We start from the raw sequence: 21,200 nt of genomic DNA, 5'->3' as shown, positions 1-21,200 counted from the left end.
GGCCGCCGGGTGGGTGCGCCGGGTCCGGGTGGCCGCCCGGGTCGGGGGCCGTCAGTCGTGGCAGCGGACCTGCTCCTGGTCCTGCCCCTGGCCGGGCTCCTGGTCGAGGATGCCGGACCGGGCGATGAGGTAGCCGAGCTGGGCGCGGCTGCCGCTGCCGAGCGTGGACGCGAGCTTGGCTATGTGGGCGCGGCAGGTGCGGACGTTCATGCCGAGGCGGCGGGCGATGGCCTCGTCGACGTGGCCCTCGACGAGGAGCTTGGCGATGGAGCGCTGGATGCCGCTTATCCCGTTGAGGGCGGGCGTGTAGGCGACGACCTCCTCCTCCCAGGGGATGCCGTGCAACCAGAACTGCTCGAAGACGCCGACGAGGTACTGCACGAGCCCCTCGTGCCGCAGCTCCAGCGCGACCTGGCGGTCGCTGCGGGCCGGGATGAAGGCGACCTTGCGGTCGACGATGATCAGCCGGTCGATGATCTCCTCCAGCGTGCGCACCTCCAGCCCGTACGGCGTGATCCGCTCGACGTACCCCATGGTCGCCGAGTGGTGCCGGGCCGTGTGCTGGTAGAGGGTCCGCATTCGGACACCGCGGCCGAGGAGGGGCTCCACCCGGCGCAGGGCGGCCTTGACAGTCTCGGGTTTGCGTCCGCTGCCGGGCTGGATGGTGAGGAGTTCGACCGCGCACTCGTCCGTCACGCGGTCGAGTTCGGCGTTGATGACGGCGAGTCCTTCGAGGACGTTGATCGCGTCGCTCGTGCTGGGGGCCGCCGCGGGGATCGTCATGAACGGCTCGAATGCATCGGCCAATGACAGCGCCCGCTGCCGTCGTTGCTGGATCTCCCGCTCGATGGGGTGTATCAGCTGGTTGAGGGCGATGGACGGAGGGACGGGCCGAAGCCACTGCGGATCGTCCGGATCCGGATGCAGCAGGGCGAGGTCGATGAGGCAGGGCGCCGCGCCAACCTCGGAGCGGGCTATCCGGCCGGCACGCAGGGCGGCCGCGTACAGGTGCTTTCCGGCTTCGCACAGCTCGTCATGACTGTGCCCGGTTTCCGGATTGTCCACCTTCGACGGCATCTGCACCCCCCTCAGGGTCCTGTATTTCAGGAACATGATGCCTGTATCGGCTGGTGGAAGCGTTCGGAGTGAGCCATCGTCATAGGCGCGGGGGAGGAGGTAAGGACAAAAAGAGGTGGAGATCGTCCATGACCAGGATGGTTCGTGCACTTAGCGCCATAGCTGTCGCCGCGGCGGCCGCGTGCGGTGTCGCCGCCCTCAGCGGCGAGCCGTCGTGGGATACGGTGTCCACGGGCAGCGTCGTCGCAGGTGAGCCCTCGTGGGAGGTCGGACCGACGGCCCCGCGCGAGCCCTCGTGGGAGGTTGCCCCGTCGACCTTCGGCGAGCCCTCCTGGGAGAGCGCCGACTCCGCGCCGACGGGTGTCGTCGCATGAACGTCCCCGACGACTCCCGCTTCCGCCGCGAGATGGCGTCCGCCTACCGATCCGGGTGGCACTTCATCGACCTCGTCACCGCCGTGCCGCAGGGTGGCGATTCGTTGATGGTCACCCTCTTCGGCGAGCCGATCGTCATCACCCGCGGAGAGGACGAGGACATCCGCGCCTACCGGTGCCTCCGTCGGCCGCGCGGCGCGCCGCAGCCCGTCCGCTGCGCCATTCGCTACGGAATGATTTTCGTCAACCTCGACCAGCGTGACCACCAGCTCGTCGAGGCCGAGACCACCACAGCCACCCCCCGCAGCGCCTGAGCGGTTCCCCCGTCGTTGTAGATCGCTCAGGTGCTTCCCCCACACAGCGGCGCCATCGTGGACCTGAAACACGATGGCGCCGCTGTGCTGCGCGCGCACGGGGGCGGACCGCGCCCGCGGCGCCGCGTGGTCGTTAGGCGCGTCCCATGGCCCGGGTGAGGGTGATCTCGATCACGACCCGGTCCGGGTTCGGCGCCGGCGTGCGCCCGTACCGCTCCGCGTACCGGGCGACGGCGTCCGCGACGGCGTCCGGCTCCGTGCGGACCACCGCGCGGCCCTCCAGGGTCGCCCACCGCCCCGCGTCCACCTGGCACACGGCGACCCGCGCGCCGTCGGGGCCGGCGGCCAGGACGTTGGCCACCTTCCGGCTGTTCTTGTTGGTGATCACGCGCGCGATCCCCTTCTCGCCGCCCTCCGGGTCGTACGTCACGCCCACCGCCACGACGTGCGGGGTGCCGTCCGGGCGGAGGGTCGTCAGGGTGCACATGTGCCGCTCCCGCCAGAAGCTGACGTAGGAGGGGTGGGGATCGCGCAGGTCGATGGCCATGGGTCGGAACCTACCGGCGGCTGCTGGCCCTCATCACCTTGAGTGGAATAGACTCAAGTTTGTGGACGTTGGCTGAGTCATAGCCGGTACGTACGCATCCAGCAGCCGAGGAGGACCAAGCACAAGTGGACGCCGAGCTGACCAACAAGAGCCGGGACGCGCTCAACGCCGCCACCAGCCGCGCCGTGTCCGACGGACACCCGGACCTGACCCCGGCGCACCTGCTGCTGGCGCTGCTCTCCGGCCAGGACAACGAGAACCTCGTCGACCTGCTCGCCGCCGTCGAGGCAGACCAGGCCGCCGTGCGCTCCGGCGCCGAGCGGATCCTCGCCGGCCTCCCGAGCGTCACCGGGTCGACGGTCGCCCCGCCGCAGCCCAACCGCGACCTGCTGGCCGTCATCGCCGACGCCCAGGCCCGCGCCCGCGAGCTCGGTGACGAGTACCTGTCGACGGAGCACCTGCTCATCGGCGTCGCCGCCAAGGGCGGGCCGGCCGGCGAGCTGCTCACCCGGCAGGGCGCCGACGCGAAGAAGCTGCTGGCGGCCTTCACCAGGTCCCGCGGCACGCGCCGGGTCACCACGCCGGACCCGGAGGGCCAGTACAAGGCGCTGGAGAAGTTCGGCACGGACTTCACGGCCGCCGCCCGCGAGGGCAAGCTCGACCCGGTCATCGGCCGTGACCAGGAGATCCGCCGCGTCGTGCAGGTCCTGTCGCGGCGCACCAAGAACAACCCCGTCCTCATCGGCGAGCCCGGCGTCGGCAAGACCGCCGTCGTCGAGGGCCTCGCCCAGCGCATCGTGAAGGGCGACGTCCCCGAGTCGCTGCGCGACAAGCGGCTCGTCGCCCTCGACCTGGGCGCCATGGTCGCCGGGGCGAAGTACCGCGGCGAGTTCGAGGAGCGCCTCAAGAGCGTCCTCTCCGAGATCAAGGAGAGCGACGGCCAGGTCATCACCTTCATCGACGAGCTGCACACGGTCGTCGGCGCCGGCGCCGGCGGCGACTCCGCCATGGACGCGGGCAACATGCTCAAGCCCATGCTGGCCCGCGGCGAGCTGCGCATGGTCGGCGCGACCACGCTCGACGAGTACCGCGAGCGCATCGAGAAGGACCCGGCGCTGGAGCGCCGCTTCCAGCAGGTCCTGGTCGCGGAGCCGACCGTCGAGGACACGATCGCCATCCTGCGCGGCCTGAAGGGTCGGTACGAGGCCCACCACAAGGTGCAGATCGCGGACTCGGCGCTGGTCGCCGCCGCGACGCTCTCCGACCGGTACATCACCTCCCGCTTCCTCCCCGACAAGGCGATCGACCTCGTCGACGAGGCGGCGTCGCGCCTCCGGATGGAGATCGACTCGTCGCCCGTGGAGATCGACGAGCTGCAGCGCGCCGTCGACCGCCTCCGCATGGAGGAGCTGGCGCTGAAGAACGAGACCGACCCCGGTTCCGTCCAGCGCCTGGAGAAGCTGCGCCGCGACCTCGCCGACAAGGAGGAGGAGCTGCGCGGCCTGACCGCCCGCTGGGAGAAGGAGAAGCAGGGCCTCAACCGCGTCGGTGAGCTGAAGGAGCGCCTCGACGACCTGCGCGGCCAGGCCGAGCGGGCCCAGCGCGACGGCGACTTCGACACGGCCTCCAAGCTGCTGTACGGGGAGATCCCGGCCGTCGAGCGGGAGCTGGCCGCGGCGACGGAGGCCGAGCAGGAGGCCGCCAGGACGGGGACCGGCGGCGCGGACAAGATGGTCAAGGAGGAGGTCGGCCCCGACGACATCGCGGACGTCGTCGGCTCCTGGACCGGCATCCCCGCCGGGCGGCTCCTGGAGGGCGAGACGCAGAAGCTGCTCCGCATGGAGGAGGAGCTCGGCACGCGCCTGATCGGGCAGACGGAGGCCGTCCGGGCCGTCTCGGACGCCGTGCGCCGTACGCGCGCGGGCATCGCCGACCCCGACCGGCCGACCGGCTCGTTCCTCTTCCTCGGCCCGACCGGCGTCGGCAAGACGGAGCTGGCCAAGGCGCTCGCGGACTTCCTCTTCGACGACGAGCGGGCGATGGTCCGCATCGACATGTCGGAGTACGGCGAGAAGCACTCCGTCGCCCGTCTCGTCGGCGCGCCCCCCGGCTACGTCGGCTACGAGGAGGGCGGCCAGCTCACGGAGGCCGTGCGCCGCCGCCCGTACAGCGTGATCCTGCTGGACGAGGTGGAGAAGGCCCACCCGGAGGTCTTCGACATCCTCCTCCAGGTCCTCGACGACGGCCGGCTCACGGACGGGCAGGGCCGCACGGTCGACTTCCGCAACACGATCCTGGTGCTCACGTCCAACCTGGGCAGCCAGTTCCTGATGGAGCCGACGACGACGGAGGCCGAGAAGCGGGAGCAGGTCCTGGAGGTGGTCCGCGCCTCCTTCAAGCCGGAGTTCCTGAACCGGCTGGACGACATCGTGGTCTTCTCGGCGCTCACCCGCGACGAGCTGGCCCACATCGCCCGGCTCCAGACCGGCCGGCTGGCCCGCCGCCTCGCGGAGCGCCGCCTCACGCTGGACGTCACCCCGGCGGCCCTGGAGTGGCTCGCCGACGAGGGCAACGACCCGGCGTACGGGGCGCGGCCGCTGCGCCGTCTGGTCCAGACGGCCATCGGGGACCGCATGGCGCGGGAGATCCTGTCCGGCGAGATCCAGGACGGGGACACGGTCCGCGTGGACCGCGTGGACGGCGGCCTGTCGGTGGCGCCGGTCCGGTGATCCACGCCCGGCCTCGTCCGGTCCGGCCTGGTCCGGTCCGGTGATCCACGCCCGGCCTCGTCCGGTCCGGCCTGGTCCGGTCCGGTGATCCACGCCCGGCCGGGGCCGGCCCCCTCCGGTCCGGTGATTCCCGTCCGGCCCCGTCCGGTTCGGTGACCCCCACCCGGCCGGGGCCGGCCCCGGTCCGCGCCCCCGCCCGTCCCGGCGGGGGCGCGGCCGTGTCAGCTCGCAGCGGATCGCGGCCGGTCGGGCTTGCCACCGACGGGCCGGGATGGGAGAGGATGGCGGCTATCCGTACGAAGGGAATTACCCGGTGAGCATCGACCCGTCCTCGATTCCGAATTTCGGGGGACAGCAGCCCCAGCCTCAGGCCGCAGGACCGGCGGGCCCCGTCGTCCCCGATCAGGACCTGGTGAAGCAGCTCCTCGAGCAGATGGAGCTCAAGTACGTCGTCGACGACGAGGGTGACCTCGCGGCGCCGTGGGAGGACTTCCGCACCTACTTCATGTTCCGCGGCGAGGCGGAGCAGCAGGTCTTCTCCGTGCGCACGTTCTACGACCGCCCGCATCCGGTCGAGGAGCGTACGAAGATCCTCGAGACCATCGACGACTGGAACCGCCGCACCCTGTGGCCCAAGGTGTACAGCCACCTCCACGAGGACGAGCAGGGCGGCGCCACCGTTCGGCTCATCGGCGAGGCGCAGATGCTCATCGGCACGGGCGTCAGCCTGGAGCACTTCGTGTCGTCGACCGTCAGCTGGGTCCGCGCGTCGATCGAGTTCGACCGGTGGATCGTGGAGCAGCTGGGCCTGGAGCCCGGCGAGGGCGCCGAGGGCGCCGAGGGCTGAGCGGCCCCGCGTGCCACGCGGCCGTGACGCGGCCGGGGCGGTGACCGTACGAGGTCACCGCCCCGGCCGCGTTCCCGGCCCGTTCCCGGTCGGCCCGGTCAGAGGCGGGCGAGGCGTTCCGCCGCCTCCCGCAGCACCGCCTCCTTCTTGCAGAACGCGAACCGGATCAGCGTCCGCCCCGCGTCCACGTGGTCGTAGAAGACCGCGTTCGGGATGGCCACGACCCCGCACCGCTCGGGCAGCGCCCGGCAGAACGCGACGCCGTCCTTCTCGCCCAGCGCGGCGACGTCCGCGGTGACGAAGTACGTGCCGCGCGGCCGGTACACCTCGAAGCCGGCCGCCACCAGCCCCGCCGCGAGGACGTCCCGCTTTCCCTCCAGGTCCGCCCGCAGCGTGTCGAAGTACGAGTCCGGCAGCCGCAGCGCCTCCGCGACGGCGTACTGGAACGGCCCCGACGCCACGTAGGTGAGGAACTGCTTCGCGGTGCGCACGGCGGCCGTCAGCGCGGGCGGCGCGGTCACCCAGCCCACCTTCCACCCCGTGAACGAGAACGTCTTCCCGGCGGACGAGATGGTCACCGTCCGCTCCCGCATCCCCGGGAACGTCGCGAGCGGCACGTGCTCCGCCCCGTCGAAGACCAGGTGCTCGTAGACCTCGTCGGTGACGACCAGCAGGTCCCGCTCGACCGCGAGCGCGGCGACGGCGGCCAGCTCGTCGCGGGTGAGGACGGTGCCGGTGGGGTTGTGCGGGGTGTTGAGCAGGATGAGGCGGGTGCGGCTGGTGACGGCCGCGCGCAGTTCGTCCAGGTCGAGGACGAACCGGCCGCCCGCCGGGTCCGGGCGCAGGGTGACGGGGACGCGCGTGCCGCCCGCCATGGCGACGCACGCCGCGTACGAGTCGTAGTACGGCTCCAGGGCGACGACCTCGTCACCCGGTTCGACCAGCGCCAGCAGGGCCGCGGCGATCGCCTCCGTCGCGCCCGCGGTGACCAGGACCTCGGTGTCGGGGTCGTACGCGAGGCCGTACCACCGCCGCTGGTGGTCGACGATCGCGGTGCGCAGCTCGGGGACGCCGGGGCCGGGCGGGTACTGGTTGCCGCGCCCCTCGCGCAGGGCGCGGACGGCCGCCTCGCGGATCTCCTCGGGGCCGTCGGCGTCGGGGAAGCCCTGCCCGAGGTTGATGGAGCCGGTGGCGGTCGCGAGGGCGGACATCTCGGCGAAGATCGTCGTACCGAACCCGGCGAGGCGGCGGTTGAGCGGTGCTCTGGTCATGGGCGCCATCCTGCGGGGAAGCGGAGGCCGCCTCAAGGGCGCGCGCGGGCGGGTGAAACCTCTGGAGTTCCTCAAGTGCGGATTGGGCGCGTCCCGGGGGTGGGCATCTCCCAGGCACACATCACACGGGGGAGGGACACGGGATGGAATTCGGTGTGCTGTTCATCGGCGCGGTGGTGCTGATGGGGTTCTTGGTGTTCTTGGTGTTCTTGGGGGTCACTGTCACCCTCGCGTACGCGGGGTCGCGCGGTGGGCGGCGCGGACGCCGGCGACGGCGGCACGCCTCGTCGCACGACAGCGGCGGGAGCGGGAGCAGCGCCTGGTGGGACGGGGGCGGCTCGTCGTGCGGGAGCTCGTCGTCCTCGTGCGGGAGCTCGTCCTCTTCGTGCGGGGGCGGCGGTGGTGGTTGCGGCGGGGGCTCCTAGGGGGAAGGAGGTAGTCGACATGACCGGAGCGATCGTGGTGTGCGGAGCGGTGCTGATGCTCCTGGTGGGGTTCGCGGTCCTCATGGGAGGCCGCTCCTCGCGGGGCCGCGGTGGCGGCGGGGGCGGTGCGACCGGCGGCGTCGGCGGGGCGGCCCTGTGGGCCGACTCCGGCGGTGGCGGTGGGGGAGTCGAGTCGTCCTGCGACAGCGGGAGCGGCGGGGGAGGAGGCTCCTGCGACGGGGGAGGCGGGGGCGGCGGCGGGTGCGGGGGCGGAGGCGGCTGACACGGGGCAGCCGGTCCGCACGTCCGCGCCGACCGCGGCGGGACGCCCAGCGGGAGTGAACTCCCGCTGGGTGCGCCCTCGTTCACGCATGTGCGCCTCATCGCGCGCTGTGCGTTGAACAGTTGAACCCCCAGGCCCCCGAGGGGATGTATTCGCAACCGAGTTGGGTAAAGACGCTGTAAGCATCCGACGGTTCATGCTTCGCTCGTTGACGAGTACATCGAGCCTTCGGTTCCCGTGCGAATCCGAGCCGGTACCTCAAGTTCCCCGGAACGTCTTCGGGACGACGCCACCCCCCTCGGTCCACCGTCACGTCACCGTGCTTGCGGAGCTGACTCATGCTCACCACCCTTCAGACTGCGTACACCGACACGCGTGCGGCCGATCTGGCCTGGACGCTGGGGAAGGAGGCGCTGCCCGCCCTCGCCGTCCTCGACCTGGAGCTGTCCGGCGCCAGGCTCCAGATGAGGCTCCTCGGGGCGTCCCACCAGGTGCTCCTGGAGGAGGGGGACGCCACCTGCTCGGAGACGGTCGCCTGCATGCCCGGCAGCAGCACACCGCTGCCCCTGGGCGTGGCGAAGCGGATCGGCGTCTGGGAGTACGAGTTCGCGGCGCGCGTGGAGAAGCTGTCGCAGGGTTCGTTCGCGGGCCGCGCGCAGGAGCTGCTGGCGCTCGTCGCGGACCACCCGCACGGCCTGGCCGGTACGTTCCCGGGCTCGCCGCACGCGTTCACGGCCATGTTGGCGCGGCGGCACGAGGGCCGGGTGGGGTGGTACACCTGGCACGCGTACCCGCAGGAGGGGCAGCTCGTGGTGACCCGGACCAGCGTCGGTCTCGCTCCGAGGGGCCGGCGGCGGCCGTACCCGTGCGGCTGACTTCGCGACGGGCCGTGCGCGGCAGGGGTACGCGGCGGCCCGGCGTGGGTAGGCTCGACTGTCATGGAGCATGAGGTGTTCGTTCCGGTCCCCGCGCGGTCCCTCCGGGCCGTCCTGGCGGACCCCGCACGCGTCGCCCGCTGCGTCCCGGGGTTCCAGCAGGACGCGGACGCGTCGGCGGGTCCGCTGGCGGGCCGCCTCAAGGTGCGCACCGGCGGGCAGACCATCACCTACCGGGGCGCGCTGCGCCTCGCCGCGCGGAACGACGCCGGGTACGACGTGGCGGGCGAGGGCGCGGAGGCGCGCGGGGGCGGCGGTGTGAAGGTCGCGCTCACCGTCCGGCTCTCCCCCGCCGAGGGCGGCACCGGCCTGGCGTTCACCGGGACGGCGAGCGCGGAGGGCCGTCTGGCGGACCTCCCCGCCGACACGCTCACGACGACGGCGCGCCGTCTCCTGGACCGCTTCGGCGAAGCCCTCGCGGAGGAGGCGGACCAGGCGCCGGGCGACGGCGCGAACACTTCCGGTGAGACGGCCGCCGCCGGGACCGGGGCGACCGCCGCCGACGGCGCGGACCCCGCCGACGGCGCGGACCCCGCCGCCGTCGCAGACCCCGCTGCCGTCGACGGCGCGGACATCGATGACGCGGACGACGCGGACTTCGACGACGTCGACGACGCGGGCATTGACGACCTGGACGACGTCGACGACGTGGACGACGACGGGGTCGACGACGGTGCCATCGGGGGTGGGCGGCGGCCCGGTGTGTTCGACGCGCCCGTGCCGCCGTCCTCGCTGGACCCGTTCGCCGTGGACGACTTCCCGGTCGACGAGGCCGAGCCGCCCGTCGAGGCCGCGCACGCCCGGCGGACGATGATCGGACGCAGCGCCGAGGAAGTCGACCACGCCCCGCCGCGCGGCCGGTACGCGCCCGTGCCCGGCCCCGACACGGGCCCCGGGACCGGCGTGCTGCGCTGGCTCGTCCCCGCCGCCGCCCTCCTGCTCGTCTCGGCGGTCGTCGTCAGCCGTGCGCTGCGCCACCGGAAGCAGCACCGGCGCGCGTAAGGTCAGGCGGTGTGAGCATGAGCGAAGAGGTCCGGCTGGCCGCCGGACACGTCGAGTTGACCATCACGCCGGAGAACGGCTGCCGCATCGCGAGCCTGCGGATCGGCGGCGCCGAACTGCTGCGCCAGGGGGAGCGGTACGGCTGCTTCCCGATGGTCCCCTGGTGCGGGCGGACCGATCGGGGGCGGTTCCTGAACGGCGCGACGCGGCACCAGTTGCCGCTCAACGCCCCGCCGCACGCCATCCACGGCACCGGCCGCGACACCGCCTGGCACACGGCCCGCGCCGACAAGGCGGAGGCGGTGTTCACCTACGACCTGGTCGACCCGTGGCCGTACTCCGGCCGGGTCACCCAGGTCTTCGAGCTGACCGACACCTCGCTCACCCTGCGGCTGGGGGTCGAGACGTACGGCGACTCGTTCCCGGCACAGGCCGGGTGGCACCCGTGGTTCAACCGCGTCCTCGACGGCAGCGCGGTCGAGATCGACTTCACGCCCGAGTGGCAGGAGGAGCGCGGCGACGACCACCTTCCCACCGGCCGCCGCATCGAGCCCCGGCCCGGTCCGTGGGACGACTGCTTCGGCATGCCGGACGGGGTGGACGTCACCCTCACCTGGCCGGAGCGGCTGGAGCTGAAGGTCACCAGCCGCACCCCGTGGGTCGTCGTGTACGACGAGCAGGAGCCCGCCGTGTGCGTGGAGCCGCAGTCGGGCCCGCCGAACGGGCTGAACACCGCGCCGCGGCTCGTCACGCCCATCGAGCCGCTGGAGATCGAGTCGACCTGGACGTGGCGCCGCCTCTGACGCGGGGCCCGGCCGGCGCGGCTTAAGCTCGGGGCATGACTGACGTACGAGCGGATCTGCTCCAGCAGATCAAGGACAAGGCCGTGGTGCACGGCAGGGTGACCCTCTCCTCGGGTCTGGAGGCCGACTACTACGTCGACCTCCGCCGGATCACGCTGGACGGCGCCGCCGCGCCGCTCGTCGGTCAGGTCATGCTCGATCTGACCGCCGACCTCGACTACGACGCGGTAGGCGGCCTGACCCTGGGCGCCGACCCGGTCGCCACGTCGATGCTGCACGCCGCCGCCGCGCGCGGCCGCACGCTGGACGCGTTCGTCGTCCGCAAGGCCGCCAAGGCGCACGGCATGCAGCGCCGCGTCGAGGGCCCGGACATCAAGGGCCGCCGCGTCCTGGTGGTGGAGGACACCTCCACCACCGGCGGCTCCCCGCTGACGGCTGTCGAGGCGGTCCGCGAGGCGGGTGCCGAGGTCGTCGCGGTCGCCACGATCGTGGACCGCGCGACCGGGGCCGCCGAGAAGATCAGCGAGACGGCCGGCGTGCCGTACCGCTACGCGTACGCGCTGGACGAGCTGGGTCTCGCCTGACCGGTCCCTCGGCTGACCTGCGGCTTCATTGGGGCGTGCGCTGTTTCACGTGAAACGGTGCACGCCTCTCGCGTGCCCGGTGAGTCCAGGGGGTGGAGCCTCGGAGCCCGTCTGGAAAGATAGGTGCGACGATGACGTCGCCCCCAGGTCAGGGATCAGCAACGCACGCAACCGCAGATCACAAGGAGCGGACAGATGCCCATCGCAACCCCCGAGGTCTACAACGAGATGCTCGACCGGGCGAAGGCAGGCAAGTTCGCCTACCCGGCCATCAACGTGACGTCGTCGCAGACCCTGCACGCCGCCCTGCGCGGCTTCGCCGAGGCCGAGAGCGACGGCATCATCCAGATCTCGACCGGTGGCGCGGAGTTCCTGGGTGGACAGCACAACAAGGACATGGTGACCGGCGCGGTCGCCCTGGCCGAGTTCGCGCACATCGTCGCCGCGAAGTACGACATCACGGTCGCGCTCCACACCGACCACTGCCCGAAGGACAAGCTGGACGGCTACGTCCGCCCGCTGCTGGCGGTCTCCGCCGAGCGCGTCGCCAAGGGTGAGAACCCGCTGTTCCAGTCCCACATGTGGGACGGCTCCGCCGAGACCCTCGCGGACAACCTGGCCATCGGCCAGGAGCTGCTCGCGCAGGCCGCCGCCGCCAAGATCATCCTTGAGGTCGAGATCACCCCGACCGGCGGCGAGGAGGACGGCGTCACCCACGAGATCAACGACGAGCTGTACACGACCGTCGACGACGCGATCCGCACGGCCGAGGCGCTCGGCCTGGGCGAGAAGGGCCGCTACCTGCTGGCCGCGTCCTTCGGCAACGTCCACGGCGTGTACAAGCCGGGCAACGTCGTGCTCCGCCCCGAGCTGCTCAAGGACCTCCAGCAGGGTGTCGCCGAGCGCTTCGGCAAGGCCGACCCGTTCGACTTCGTCTTCCACGGCGGCTCCGGCTCCACGCAGGAGGAGATCGCCACCGCGCTGGAGAACGGCGTCGTCAAGATGAACCTCGACACCGACACGCAGTACGCCTTCACCCGTCCGGTCGCGGACCACATGTTCAAGAACTACGACGGCGTCCTGAAGGTCGACGGCGAGGTCGGCTCGAAGAAGACGTACGACCCGCGCACCTGGGGCAAGCTGGCCGAGGCGGGCATGGCCCGGCGCATCGTCGAGGCGTGCCAGTCGCTGCGTTCGGCGGGTACGAAGCTGAAGTAAGGCGTCACCACGACACCAGGCCGGGCCCGGCATCGCACAGCGCGGTGCCGGGCCCGTTCCGTAGGAGGGGCCCATGGCGCACGACAGGACGTACGACTTCGACACGGTGGTCGGGATACGCGGCACCGGCTCGTTCCAGTGGGACGTGCTGCCCGAGCTGTACGGGGAGCCGGACCTGGTGCCGTTCACCGTCTCCGACATGGACTTCCGCCTCGCGCCCGAGGTGCTGGAGGCGGTCCGGCGGCGCGTCGAGCGGGGGGTGTTCGGCTACACGGACTGGCGGCACACCGGCTTCCCGGAGGCCGTACGGGACTGGTACGCGCACCGTCACGGCGTGGAGCTCGATCCGGAGGCGCTGGTCTTCGGGCCGTCCGTGCTGAACCAGTTGGCGCAACTGCTGCGGATGTGGACGGAGCCCGGCGACGGCGTGGTGGTGCACACCCCGACGTACGACGGGTTCCTCAAGACGCTCGACGGGCTCGGGCGGCAGCCGCGGGGCGTCCCGGTCGGGGACACCGCGGCCCTGGAGCGGGAGCTGGCCCGCCCCGACAGCCGGGTGCTGCTGCTGTGCTCGCCGCACAATCCGACGGGCCGGGTGTGGACCGAGGCGGAGCTGAGGGGGTTCGCGGCGCTGGCCGAGGAGCACGGCGCGGCCGTCGTCAGCGACGAGATCCACGCGGACCTGGCCCACGCGGGGCACCGGCACGTGCCGTGGATGTCCGTGGCGCCGGAGGACGGGCGCTGGGCGGTGATCACGTCCGGGTCGAAGGCGTTCAACTTCCCCGCGCTGAACGGCTCCTACGGGGTGCTCGGGAACCCGGACGACCACGCCGAGTTCGTCCGCCGGGTGGAGCGCGGCGAGGGCCTCAACTCGCCGTCGGCCCTCTCCCTGGTCGCACACACCGCCGCGTACCGGCACGGCGCGGCCTGGCTGGACCGGTTGCGCCCGTACGTCCTGGGCAACCTGCGGCTGCTCGCCGACCGGCTGGAGGCCGCCTTCCCGGGCCGCTCCCTGTACGCGCCGCCGCAGGCCGGGTACCTGGCGTGGCTGGACCTGCGCCCGCTGGGCGTGGACGGCGAGGCGCTGAACGACGAGCTCGTCGCGCGCGAGAAGGTCGCCGTACGGCCGGGCGCGGCGTACGGCGCGAAGGGCTTCGTGCGGATCAACCTGGGCTGCCCGCGGAGCAAGGCCGAGCACGGGATCGACGCGGTGGTCCGCACCCTGACCCGCGGGGCGGCCTGACCCGAGGGGCGGTCCGACCCGCCGGCCGTAGGAGACTGGGGCCATGGCCATTCACGAGAACCTGCTGGGGGGACCGCCCCCCACCCACCTGCCCGACGAGCCCGAGCCGCGGGAGCTGCTGGAGTCCGGCGCCGCGCCCGAGGAGGTCGCCGCGAAGTACCCGACGTCCTCGCTCGCCTGGGCGCGGCTCGCCGACGTGGCGTACGAGGGCGGCCGCGTCGTCGAGTCGTACGCGTACGCCCGCACCGGCTACCACCGGGGCCTGGACGCGCTGCGCCGCAACGGCTGGAAGGGCCACGGCCCCGTGCCGTGGGAGCACGAGCCGAACCGGGGCTTCCTGCGCTCCCTGCACGCCCTGGCGCGGGCGGCGCGGGAGATCGGCGAGCAGGAGGAGTACGAGCGCTGCTCGACGTTCCTGCGCGACTCCTCCCCGCTGGCCGCCGACACCCTCGGCTGACCCCCTCCGCCGCCGGCCCGGGCGCCGTCCGCGCGTCCGGGCCGTCCGCGCGTCCGGGCCGGTGGCGAGCCCGGGCCGGTGGCGAGCCCGGCCGGGGAGGGTGCTTCGGGCGTCGCGTTTCCGGCCGGGACGGGCGGGCTCCGGGCATCGCGTTCCCACTGGGAGGGGCGGGCTCCGGGCGCCGCGTTCACCACCGGGACGGGCGGGCTTCGGACGTCGAGGGCCCGGCCGGAGCGGGTGGCTGCGGGCGTTGCGGACCCGAAGGCCGCGACGGGCCGGGGGCCGGCGCGGCCCGCCCCCGGTGCCCGGCCGTACGGCGAGGAAGGCCGTTACATCGCGGGGCCGATCGTGTCATGATGCGATCGGGACCGGCGGCGCTGATCGCGCCCGGTCCCGAGGGGACCGGGGCTCCACCACGCTGCGGAAGGAGCGGACCGCTACCCGGTAGCACGCATTGACGGAGACAGCGATGTCTACTTCGCCTACCACCCCTGCCGCCTCCGAGACGGGTTCGGACATGCCGAACCTGGACTTCGCGGGCACCACGCCCTACGAGGACTACGTCCAGGCGGACGTCCTCACCCACCTCCAGCACCCGCGCTCCGACGACCCCGGAGAGATGGTCTTCCTGGTGACCACCCAGGTGATGGAGCTGTGGTTCACCGTCATCGTCCACGAGTGGGAGACCGCGAGCCGCGCGCTGCGCGCGGACCGGGTCCCCGACGCGATGGCCGCCCTGCGCCGCTCGGTGTACGAGCTGGAGGCGCTGAACGCCTCCTGGAGCCCGATCGCCCGCCTCACGCCGGCGCAGTTCAACGCGTACCGCGCCGCGCTCGGCGAGGGCTCCGGCTTCCAGTCGGCGATGTACCGCCGCATGGAGTTCCTGCTCGGCGACAAGTCCGCGTCCATGCTGGTGCCGCACCGCGGCGCGCCCCGCGTCCACGCCGAGCTGGAGAAGGCGCTCGCGGAGCCCAGCCTGTACGACGAGGTGCTGCGGCTGTTGTCCCGGCGCGGGCTGCCCGTGCCGGCGGAGGTCCTGGAGCGGGACCTGACGCAGCGGTACGAGCCGTCGCCGCGGGTCGAGGAGGTCTGGGCCGAGCTGTACGCGGCCCCCGACCGGCACGGCGACCTGGTCGAGCTGGGCGAGGCCCTCACCGACGTGGCCGAACTCGTGTGGCGCTGGCGCAACGACCACCTGGTCGCCACCCGCCGGGCGATGGGCTCCAAGACCGGTACGGGCGGCTCCGCCGGGGTCGCCTGGCTGGAGAAGCGGGCCCGCAAGAACGTGTTCCCCGAGCTGTGGACGGCGCGCAGCCATGTCTGACGTCCTCCAGAACACCGGCGGCCGGGACATCGGAAGCGGCCGGGGCGCCCGGAGCACCGAGCGCACGCAGGAGACCGGTACGGCCCGGAGCGTCCCGGTCCCGGCCGCGGAGGCCCCAGCCGTGGAGACTCCGGCCCCGGAGTCCCCGGGCGCGGAATCCCTGGCCGCGCGGGCCGCCGCGCTGGACGCCGCCGACCCGCTGGTGAAACGGCGAGACCTGTTCGCGCTCGACGACGGCGTGGTCTACCTCGACGGCAACTCGCTCGGCGCGCTGCCCCGCCACGTACCGGCCCGGATGGCGCACGTCGTCTCCCACGAGTGGGGGCGGATGCGCATCCGCTCCTGGGACGAGAGCGGCTGGTGGACCGCGCCCGAGCGGATCGGCGACCGCGTCGCCCCGCTCGTCGGCGCCGCGCCCGGCCAGGTCGTCGTCGGCGACTCGACCAGCGTGAACGTCTTCAAGGCGCTGGTCGGCGCCGTGCGCCTGGCCGGTGACGACGGCCGGGACGAGATCGTCGTGGACGCGACGACGTTCCCCACGGACGGGTACATCGCCGAGTCCGCCGCCCGGATGACCGGCCGCCGCCTGGTGCCCGTCGCGCCGGGCGACGTCCCGGCCGCGGTCGGCCCGCGCACGGCCGCCGCGCTCGTCAACCACGTCGACTACCGCACCGGCCGCCTCCACGACCTGCCCGGCATCACCGCCGCCGTGCGGGACGCGGGTGCCCTCGCGGTGTGGGACCTGTGCCACAGCGCGGGCGCCCTCCCCGTCGACCTGGACGCGAACGGCGTCGACCTGGCCGTCGGCTGCACGTACAAGTACCTCAACGGCGGGCCCGGCGCCCCCGCGTACCTGTACGTCGCGGAGCGCCACCAGGCGCGCTTCGACTCCCCGCTGCCCGGCTGGAACTCGCACGCGGACCCGTTCGCGATGGCCCCCGGCTACGCGGCGGTGGACGGCGCGCGGCGCGGCCGGGTCGGTACGCCCGACATCCTGTCGATGCTGGCGCTGGAGGCGGCCCTCGACGTGTGGGACGGGGTGTCGGTGCACGAGGTGCGGGCCAAGAGCCTCGCGCTGACGGACTTCTTCCTGGAGTGCGTCCGCGCGTACGTCCCCGAGGGGCGGCTCACCTCCCTCACCCCGACCGCCCACGCGGAGCGCGGCAGCCAGGTCGCGCTGTCCTGCGCCGACGCGCCCGCGGTGATGGCGCGGCTGATCGAACGCGGTGTCGTCGGCGACCTGCGCCGCCCTGACGTGCTGCGTTTCGGCTTCACCCCGCTGTACGTCGGGTTCGCCGACGCCGAGCGCGCGGCCCGCGTGCTCGCGGAGGTGTGCGCGGAGGCGGACGCGGAGGCGGGCGTGGAGCGGTAGCGCCGCCGTACGAGCCGGCCTGCGGGGGCGTCAGTCCTGATACGGTCCCCGCAGGTCAGGCCAATTCGGCCCCGTCACCGAAAGGTTGAGCAGCATGCCCGACCCCGCCGCTCGCGACGCCGCCGAGGAGGCGTCGGCCCTGTCCCACCCGGCCGTCGCACCCGACTCCACCGCCCCGTACGGCACACACCCCGACCAGGTCGTGGACTTCTACGCGCCCCGGGACCGGCACGACCGGGTGCCGCTCGTCGTCGTCCTGCACGGCGGCGCCTGGCGGGCGCCGTACGACCGGCGGCACGTCTCCCCCTTCGCGGACTACCTCGCCCGCCACGGCTTCGCCGTCGCCAGCGTCGAGTACCGGCGCGGCACCGGCCTCCCCGCGCCCCGGGGCACCGGCCCGGTGGCGGGGCGGTGGCCCGAGACCTTCGACGACGTGGCGGCGGCGCTGGACGCGCTGCCCGCGCTGGCCGCCGCGCACCTGCCGCAGGCCGATCCGCGCCGTACCGTCGTCACCGGCCACTCCGCCGGGGGCCACCTCGCGCTGTGGGCCGCCGCCCGGCACGTCCTGCCCGCCGGGTCGCCGTGGCGGCTGCCGGAGCCGTCCGAGCTGCGCGGCGTCGTCGCGCTCGCGCCGATCGCGCACTTCGAGCGGGCCGTGGAGCTGGGCGTGTGCGACGGTGCCGTGACGCAGCTCCTCGGCGGCGAGGGCGCCTTCAAGGAGCGGTCCGCGTCGGCGGACCCCGCCCTGCTGCTGCCCACGGGCATCGCCACCACCGTCGTGCAGGGCCGCGAGGACACCGTCGTCCCGCCGCCGGTCGCCGAGGCGTACGTCGAGGCGGCAGCGCGGGCGGGCGAGATGGTCGGGCTGACCGTGCTGGACGGCGTGGGGCACTTCCCGCTGATCGACCCGGCGGCGGACGCGTGCGCGGTGGTCGCGGAGGAGATCGCCCAACTCGCCTGGTGACGCCGCGCCCGGGTGTCCGTGCCCGGGTGTCCGTGCCCGGGGGGCCGCGCCCGGTGTCCGCCTCCAGGCGGGCATGCCCGGAGGCCGCTTCCGGCGGCCGTGCCCCGTGGACCGCGCCCGGTGTCCGCGTCCAGGCGGCCGTGCCCCCGGTGGCCGTCTCCCCGGTGGCCGTTTCCGGGCTCGCGTCCGGGCGGCCGTACCCGGGATCGCTTCCGGCGGCCGTGCCCCGTGGGCCGTGTCCGGTGTCCGTGCCCAGGCGGCCGTTCTCCGGGTGACCGCACCCCGGGGTGCCGTGGTGTCGTGGCGCCGGCTCGCGGACCGAAGCTGACCGCGACGCTCCCTAACGTGCTCCCCATGACGTATCTCGTAACCGGGGCCACCGGAACCGTCGGCCGCCACGTCACCGCCGAACTGCTCCGCCGCGGCGCGCCCGTCCGCGCACTCACCCGCGACCCCGCGTCCGCGGACCTCCCCGCCGGGGTCGAGGTCGTGCGCGGCGACCTCACCGACCCCGGCTCCCTCGCCGCGTCCGGCGCCCTCGACGGCGTCACCGGACTGCACCTGATCACCTTCGACGGCTCCGGCTACACCCCGCTGGAGACCGGCCGCGCCCTCGTCGAGCAGGCCCGCGCCGCCGGGGTGCGGCGCCTGGTCGTCCTCCACGGCGGCGGGCCCACGCCCGTGGAGGACGCGGTCCGCGCGAGCGGGCTCGCCTGGACGGTGGCCATGCCCGTCGAGTTCATGGCGAACGCGCTGGAGTGGGCCGACTCCGTCCGCACGGAGGACGAGGTCCACGAGCCCTTCGTCGACCGGCTCAGCGCCATGGTCCACGAGGCCGACATCGGTGCGGTCGTCGCCGCCGCGCTCACCGAGGACGGGCACGCCGGACAGGAGTACCTGATCACCGGCCCGCAGGTCCTCACCCTCCGGGACAAGGTCGACGCGATAGCCGCGGCCCGGGGCCGGGAGGTGCGGCTGGTGGAGCTGAGCCCCGACGAGGCGGTGGCGCGCTGGCGCGCGGAGGGCCGCCCGCCGGAGCTGATCGACTTCTTGCTGGACGTGTACGGGAACACCCCGGTGGAGGGCCGCACCGTCGTCGACACGGTGGAACGGGTCACGGGCCGCCCGGCGCGGACGTTCGCCGCGTGGGCGCGGGAGCACGCGGCGGCGTTCCTGCCCTAGACCCCGTAGTACTCAGGAGGGACCCCGCGGAACCCTCTCCAGTCCGACGCCGGCGCCGAGGCCGCCCCCGTACGGTGGCTGTCGTGACCGAGACGACGCAGCGCACCGCCCCGGGCGGCCGCAGCCCCGAGTTCCACCACGCCGCGGAGTTGCTCCGGGGCCTGCGGGAGGACCTCCTGCAGGACGCCCTCGCCTACCGGCCGCTCCCTCCCATGGCCGTGGACGGCCCCGTCACCCGGCGGCTGCCGGGTCGGATACGCCGGTACGCGGTGTGGGCCCCGCACGCCCTGGTCGCCGCGGCCGCCCTGATGGCCTTCTCCGTGGGGTACGACACCACGGGGTTCTTCCCCGTCGCGCTCGTTCCGGCGGCGGCCGTGCTCCTGACGCTGGTCCGGCCCGTCGCCGCCTTCTGGGCGTCGCTGCTGACCGCGTCGGCGTACGCGGTCGTCGTCGGGGGCGACGGGGCGTGGCCGCCCACCGTGTTCTTCTCGCACGTCGTCGTCATGACGGTCGTCGCGGCCCGGACCCGGCCCCGTGCGGCGGCGTGGATGTGGGCGGTCACCGGCGTGTACGGCCTGTTCGTCGAGGCCGTGCTCGGCGGCGGCTACGGCGGCGTCGGGACGGCGAACGTGCTGTTCACCGCCGCGTTCACCCTGCTCGTCGTCACCGTGTGGCAGGTGCGGCGCGCGGCGCGGGAGGAGGTCACGGCGCAGCGGACCGCCACCGCGCAGGAGCGCTCGATGCGCACCCTGCTGGAGGAGCGCACCACGATCGCGCGGGAGCTGCACGACGTGGTCGCCCACCACATGTCGGTCGTCGCCATCCAGGCGGAGGCCGCCCCGTACCGGGTGGAGAACCCGCCGCCCGAGCTGGAGCAGGCGTTCGTGACGATCCGGGAGAACGCGGTGGCCGCGCTGACCGAGCTGCGGCGGGTCCTCGGCGTCGTCCGCGCGGAGGACTACGAGGCGCCCGACGCCCCGCAGCCGACCCTCGCCGACCTGGACGGGCTGCTCGCCAACGTCCGCGACGCCGGGCTGGCCGTCGACAAGACGGTGACGGGCGCGGTGCGGGAGCTGCCGCCGGGTGTGGAGCTGTCCGCGTACCGCATCGTGCAGGAGGCGCTGTCGAACGTGCTGCGGCACGCGCCGGGCGCGGCGGCCCGCGTGGAGGTCAGTTACGTCCTGGGCGGACTCGGGCTGCGCGTCGTGAACGGCCCGCCGCGCGGCCTCGGCAAGCCGTCGCCGGGCGCCGGGCACGGCATCACCGGCATGCGGGAGCGGATCGCGATGCTGGACGGGGAGCTGACGGCGGGCGCGACGGAGGACGGCGGGTACGAGGTGGCGGCGTTCGTCCCCGTGGCGAGGGACGGGGCGGCGGCGTGACGATCAGGGTGCTGGTCGTGGACGACCAGGTGATGGTGCGGGAGGGCTTCTCCGTCCTGCTGAACGCGATGCCGGGCATCGAGGTCGTCGGCGAGGCGGTCAACGGGCGCGAGGCGGTCGCGCAGGTCGCGGCGCTGCGGCCGGACGTGGTGCTGATGGACATCCGCATGCCGGAGATGAACGGCATCGACGCGACCCGGGAGATCGTCGCGGCGGACGGCGACGCGAAGGTGCTGGTGCTGACCACCTTCGACCTGGACGAGTACGTGTACCAGGCGCTGCGCGCCGGGGCGTCCGGGTTCCTGCTGAAGGACGCGTCGGCGCGACAACTGGCGGACGGGGTGCGGGTGGTGGCGGCCGGGGAGGCGCTGCTGGCGCCGTCGGTGACGAAGCGGCTGATCACCGAGTTCGCCCAGCGCGTGGAGTCGCCGCGGGCAGCGGCGCTGTCCCGGGTCGGCGACCTGACGGAGCGGGAGACGGAGGTGCTGGTGCTGATCGCGCAGGGCCTGTCGAACGCGGAGATCGCGGCGCACCTGGTGGTGGCGGAGTCCACGATCAAGACGCACGTGAGCAGGATCCTGGTGAAGCTGGGTCTGCGGGACCGCACCCAGGCCGCGGTCTTCGCCTACGAGGCCCGCCTCGTGACCCCGCGCTGACCCCCGCACCCGGTCCGCCACCGGTTCGCCGGTCCGCGCCCCTGTGCCCGGTTTGCCGGTCTGCCGACCCGCGCCCCCGTGTCCGGTCCTGCTGGTCCGTGCTCTCGTGCCCGCGCCCTTGTGTCCGGTCCGCTGGTTCGTGCTCTCGTGCCCGCGCCCCTGTGCCCGTGCCGCCGGTCCGCCCGTCCGGGCTCCCGCGCCGCGCCGCGAT

Annotated in this window: 20 protein-coding genes; 17 read left to right on the top strand and 3 right to left on the bottom strand. The window is 73.7% G+C overall.

All coding sequences use genetic code 11. The features are described 5' to 3' along the window. Positions 1-51: 51 nt before the first annotated feature. Positions 52-1,113 (bottom strand): helix-turn-helix transcriptional regulator, encoded by a 1,062-nt coding sequence (locus AC07D6_RS31700; protein WP_315877629.1) that lies wholly within the window; start codon positions 1,111-1,113, stop codon positions 52-54. A 334-nt stretch (positions 1,114-1,447) separates the two neighbouring features. Here AC07D6_RS31700 and AC07D6_RS31695 point away from each other — a divergent pair, with 334 nt between their 5' ends. Then, positions 1,448-1,765, top strand: a complete 318-nt coding sequence (locus tag AC07D6_RS31695; protein ID WP_023587884.1) for a Rieske (2Fe-2S) protein — start codon at positions 1,448-1,450, stop codon at positions 1,763-1,765. 133 nt (positions 1,766-1,898) lie between these two features. Here AC07D6_RS31695 and AC07D6_RS31690 read toward each other — a convergent pair whose 3' ends face one another. Further along, positions 1,899-2,312 carry a pyridoxamine 5'-phosphate oxidase family protein gene (locus AC07D6_RS31690; RefSeq protein ID WP_479050156.1) on the bottom strand — a complete coding sequence of 138 codons (414 nt, stop codon included), beginning with the start codon at positions 2,310-2,312 and terminating at the stop codon, positions 1,899-1,901. 125 nt (positions 2,313-2,437) lie between these two features. Here AC07D6_RS31690 and clpB point away from each other — a divergent pair, with 125 nt between their 5' ends. Together clpB and AC07D6_RS31680 are read left to right on the top strand one after the other, a co-directional pair. Further along, on the top strand, positions 2,438-5,041 hold the full coding sequence (gene clpB, locus AC07D6_RS31685; RefSeq protein ID WP_315877626.1) for an ATP-dependent chaperone ClpB: 2,604 nt from the start codon (positions 2,438-2,440) through the stop codon (positions 5,039-5,041). Positions 5,042-5,312: 271 nt separating this feature from the next. Continuing rightward, the gene (locus tag AC07D6_RS31680; protein WP_315877625.1) at positions 5,313-5,888 is read left to right on the top strand and encodes a type III secretion system chaperone family protein; all 576 of its coding nucleotides are present in this window, start codon (positions 5,313-5,315) and stop codon (positions 5,886-5,888) included. 98 nt (positions 5,889-5,986) lie between these two features. On the opposite strand, the gene AC07D6_RS31675 is transcribed toward AC07D6_RS31680, so the two are convergent. Beyond that, on the bottom strand, positions 5,987-7,168 hold the full coding sequence (locus tag AC07D6_RS31675; protein WP_479050153.1) for a pyridoxal phosphate-dependent aminotransferase: 1,182 nt from the start codon (positions 7,166-7,168) through the stop codon (positions 5,987-5,989). 435 nt (positions 7,169-7,603) lie between these two features. On the opposite strand from AC07D6_RS31675, the gene AC07D6_RS31670 reads away from it, so the two are divergent. The 14 genes from AC07D6_RS31670 to AC07D6_RS31605 all read left to right on the top strand — a co-directional run bounded on the left by AC07D6_RS31670 (position 7,604) and on the right by AC07D6_RS31605 (position 20,989). Next, positions 7,604-7,867, top strand: coding sequence for a hypothetical protein (locus tag AC07D6_RS31670; protein WP_479050151.1), 264 nt, complete (start codon positions 7,604-7,606; stop codon positions 7,865-7,867). Positions 7,868-8,205: 338 nt separating this feature from the next. Continuing rightward, the gene (locus tag AC07D6_RS31665; protein WP_479050149.1) at positions 8,206-8,742 is read left to right on the top strand and encodes a DUF2617 family protein; all 537 of its coding nucleotides are present in this window, start codon (positions 8,206-8,208) and stop codon (positions 8,740-8,742) included. A gap of 63 nt (positions 8,743-8,805) precedes the next feature. Further along, a complete protein-coding gene (locus tag AC07D6_RS31660) occupies positions 8,806-9,804 on the top strand; it encodes an SRPBCC domain-containing protein (protein WP_479050147.1) in 999 nt (332 codons plus the stop codon). 11 nt (positions 9,805-9,815) lie between these two features. Then, positions 9,816-10,607, top strand: a complete 792-nt coding sequence (locus AC07D6_RS31655; protein WP_479050145.1) for an aldose epimerase family protein — start codon at positions 9,816-9,818, stop codon at positions 10,605-10,607. A 35-nt stretch (positions 10,608-10,642) separates the two neighbouring features. Next, on the top strand, positions 10,643-11,191 hold the full coding sequence (gene pyrE, locus AC07D6_RS31650) for an orotate phosphoribosyltransferase (protein ID WP_479050143.1): 549 nt from the start codon (positions 10,643-10,645) through the stop codon (positions 11,189-11,191). Positions 11,192-11,368: 177 nt separating this feature from the next. Further along, a complete protein-coding gene (gene fbaA / locus AC07D6_RS31645) occupies positions 11,369-12,409 on the top strand; it encodes a class II fructose-bisphosphate aldolase (RefSeq protein ID WP_315877730.1) in 1,041 nt (346 codons plus the stop codon). 73 nt (positions 12,410-12,482) lie between these two features. Next, the gene (locus AC07D6_RS31640; RefSeq protein ID WP_479050141.1) at positions 12,483-13,652 is read left to right on the top strand and encodes a MalY/PatB family protein; all 1,170 of its coding nucleotides are present in this window, start codon (positions 12,483-12,485) and stop codon (positions 13,650-13,652) included. A 43-nt stretch (positions 13,653-13,695) separates the two neighbouring features. Further along, positions 13,696-14,109, top strand: coding sequence for a DUF3151 domain-containing protein (locus tag AC07D6_RS31635; protein WP_315877618.1), 414 nt, complete (start codon positions 13,696-13,698; stop codon positions 14,107-14,109). 469 nt (positions 14,110-14,578) lie between these two features. Continuing rightward, positions 14,579-15,433, top strand: coding sequence for a tryptophan 2,3-dioxygenase (locus AC07D6_RS31630; RefSeq protein WP_479050138.1), 855 nt, complete (start codon positions 14,579-14,581; stop codon positions 15,431-15,433). Continuing rightward, positions 15,426-16,805, top strand: a complete 1,380-nt coding sequence (kynU, locus tag AC07D6_RS31625) for a kynureninase (RefSeq protein WP_479050136.1) — start codon at positions 15,426-15,428, stop codon at positions 16,803-16,805. Before AC07D6_RS31630 ends, kynU begins: the two co-directional genes overlap by 8 nt. 94 nt (positions 16,806-16,899) lie before the next feature. Next, on the top strand, positions 16,900-17,769 hold the full coding sequence (locus AC07D6_RS31620) for an alpha/beta hydrolase family protein (protein WP_479050134.1): 870 nt from the start codon (positions 16,900-16,902) through the stop codon (positions 17,767-17,769). Between the two features lie 354 nt (positions 17,770-18,123). After that, positions 18,124-18,951 (top strand): NmrA family NAD(P)-binding protein, encoded by an 828-nt coding sequence (locus AC07D6_RS31615; protein ID WP_315877614.1) that lies wholly within the window; start codon positions 18,124-18,126, stop codon positions 18,949-18,951. Positions 18,952-19,034: 83 nt separating this feature from the next. Continuing rightward, positions 19,035-20,333, top strand: a complete 1,299-nt coding sequence (locus AC07D6_RS31610; RefSeq protein WP_479050132.1) for a sensor histidine kinase — start codon at positions 19,035-19,037, stop codon at positions 20,331-20,333. Continuing rightward, positions 20,330-20,989 carry a response regulator transcription factor gene (locus AC07D6_RS31605; RefSeq protein ID WP_315877612.1) on the top strand — a complete coding sequence of 220 codons (660 nt, stop codon included), beginning with the start codon at positions 20,330-20,332 and terminating at the stop codon, positions 20,987-20,989. Before AC07D6_RS31610 ends, AC07D6_RS31605 begins: the two co-directional genes overlap by 4 nt. The last annotated feature ends 211 nt before the right edge of the window (positions 20,990-21,200 follow it).

Source organism: Streptomyces sp. NPDC045287 (assembly GCF_056432325.1).
Note: the sequence above shows the minus strand (reverse complement) of the source record. Positions and strands in the feature narration are given on the sequence as shown.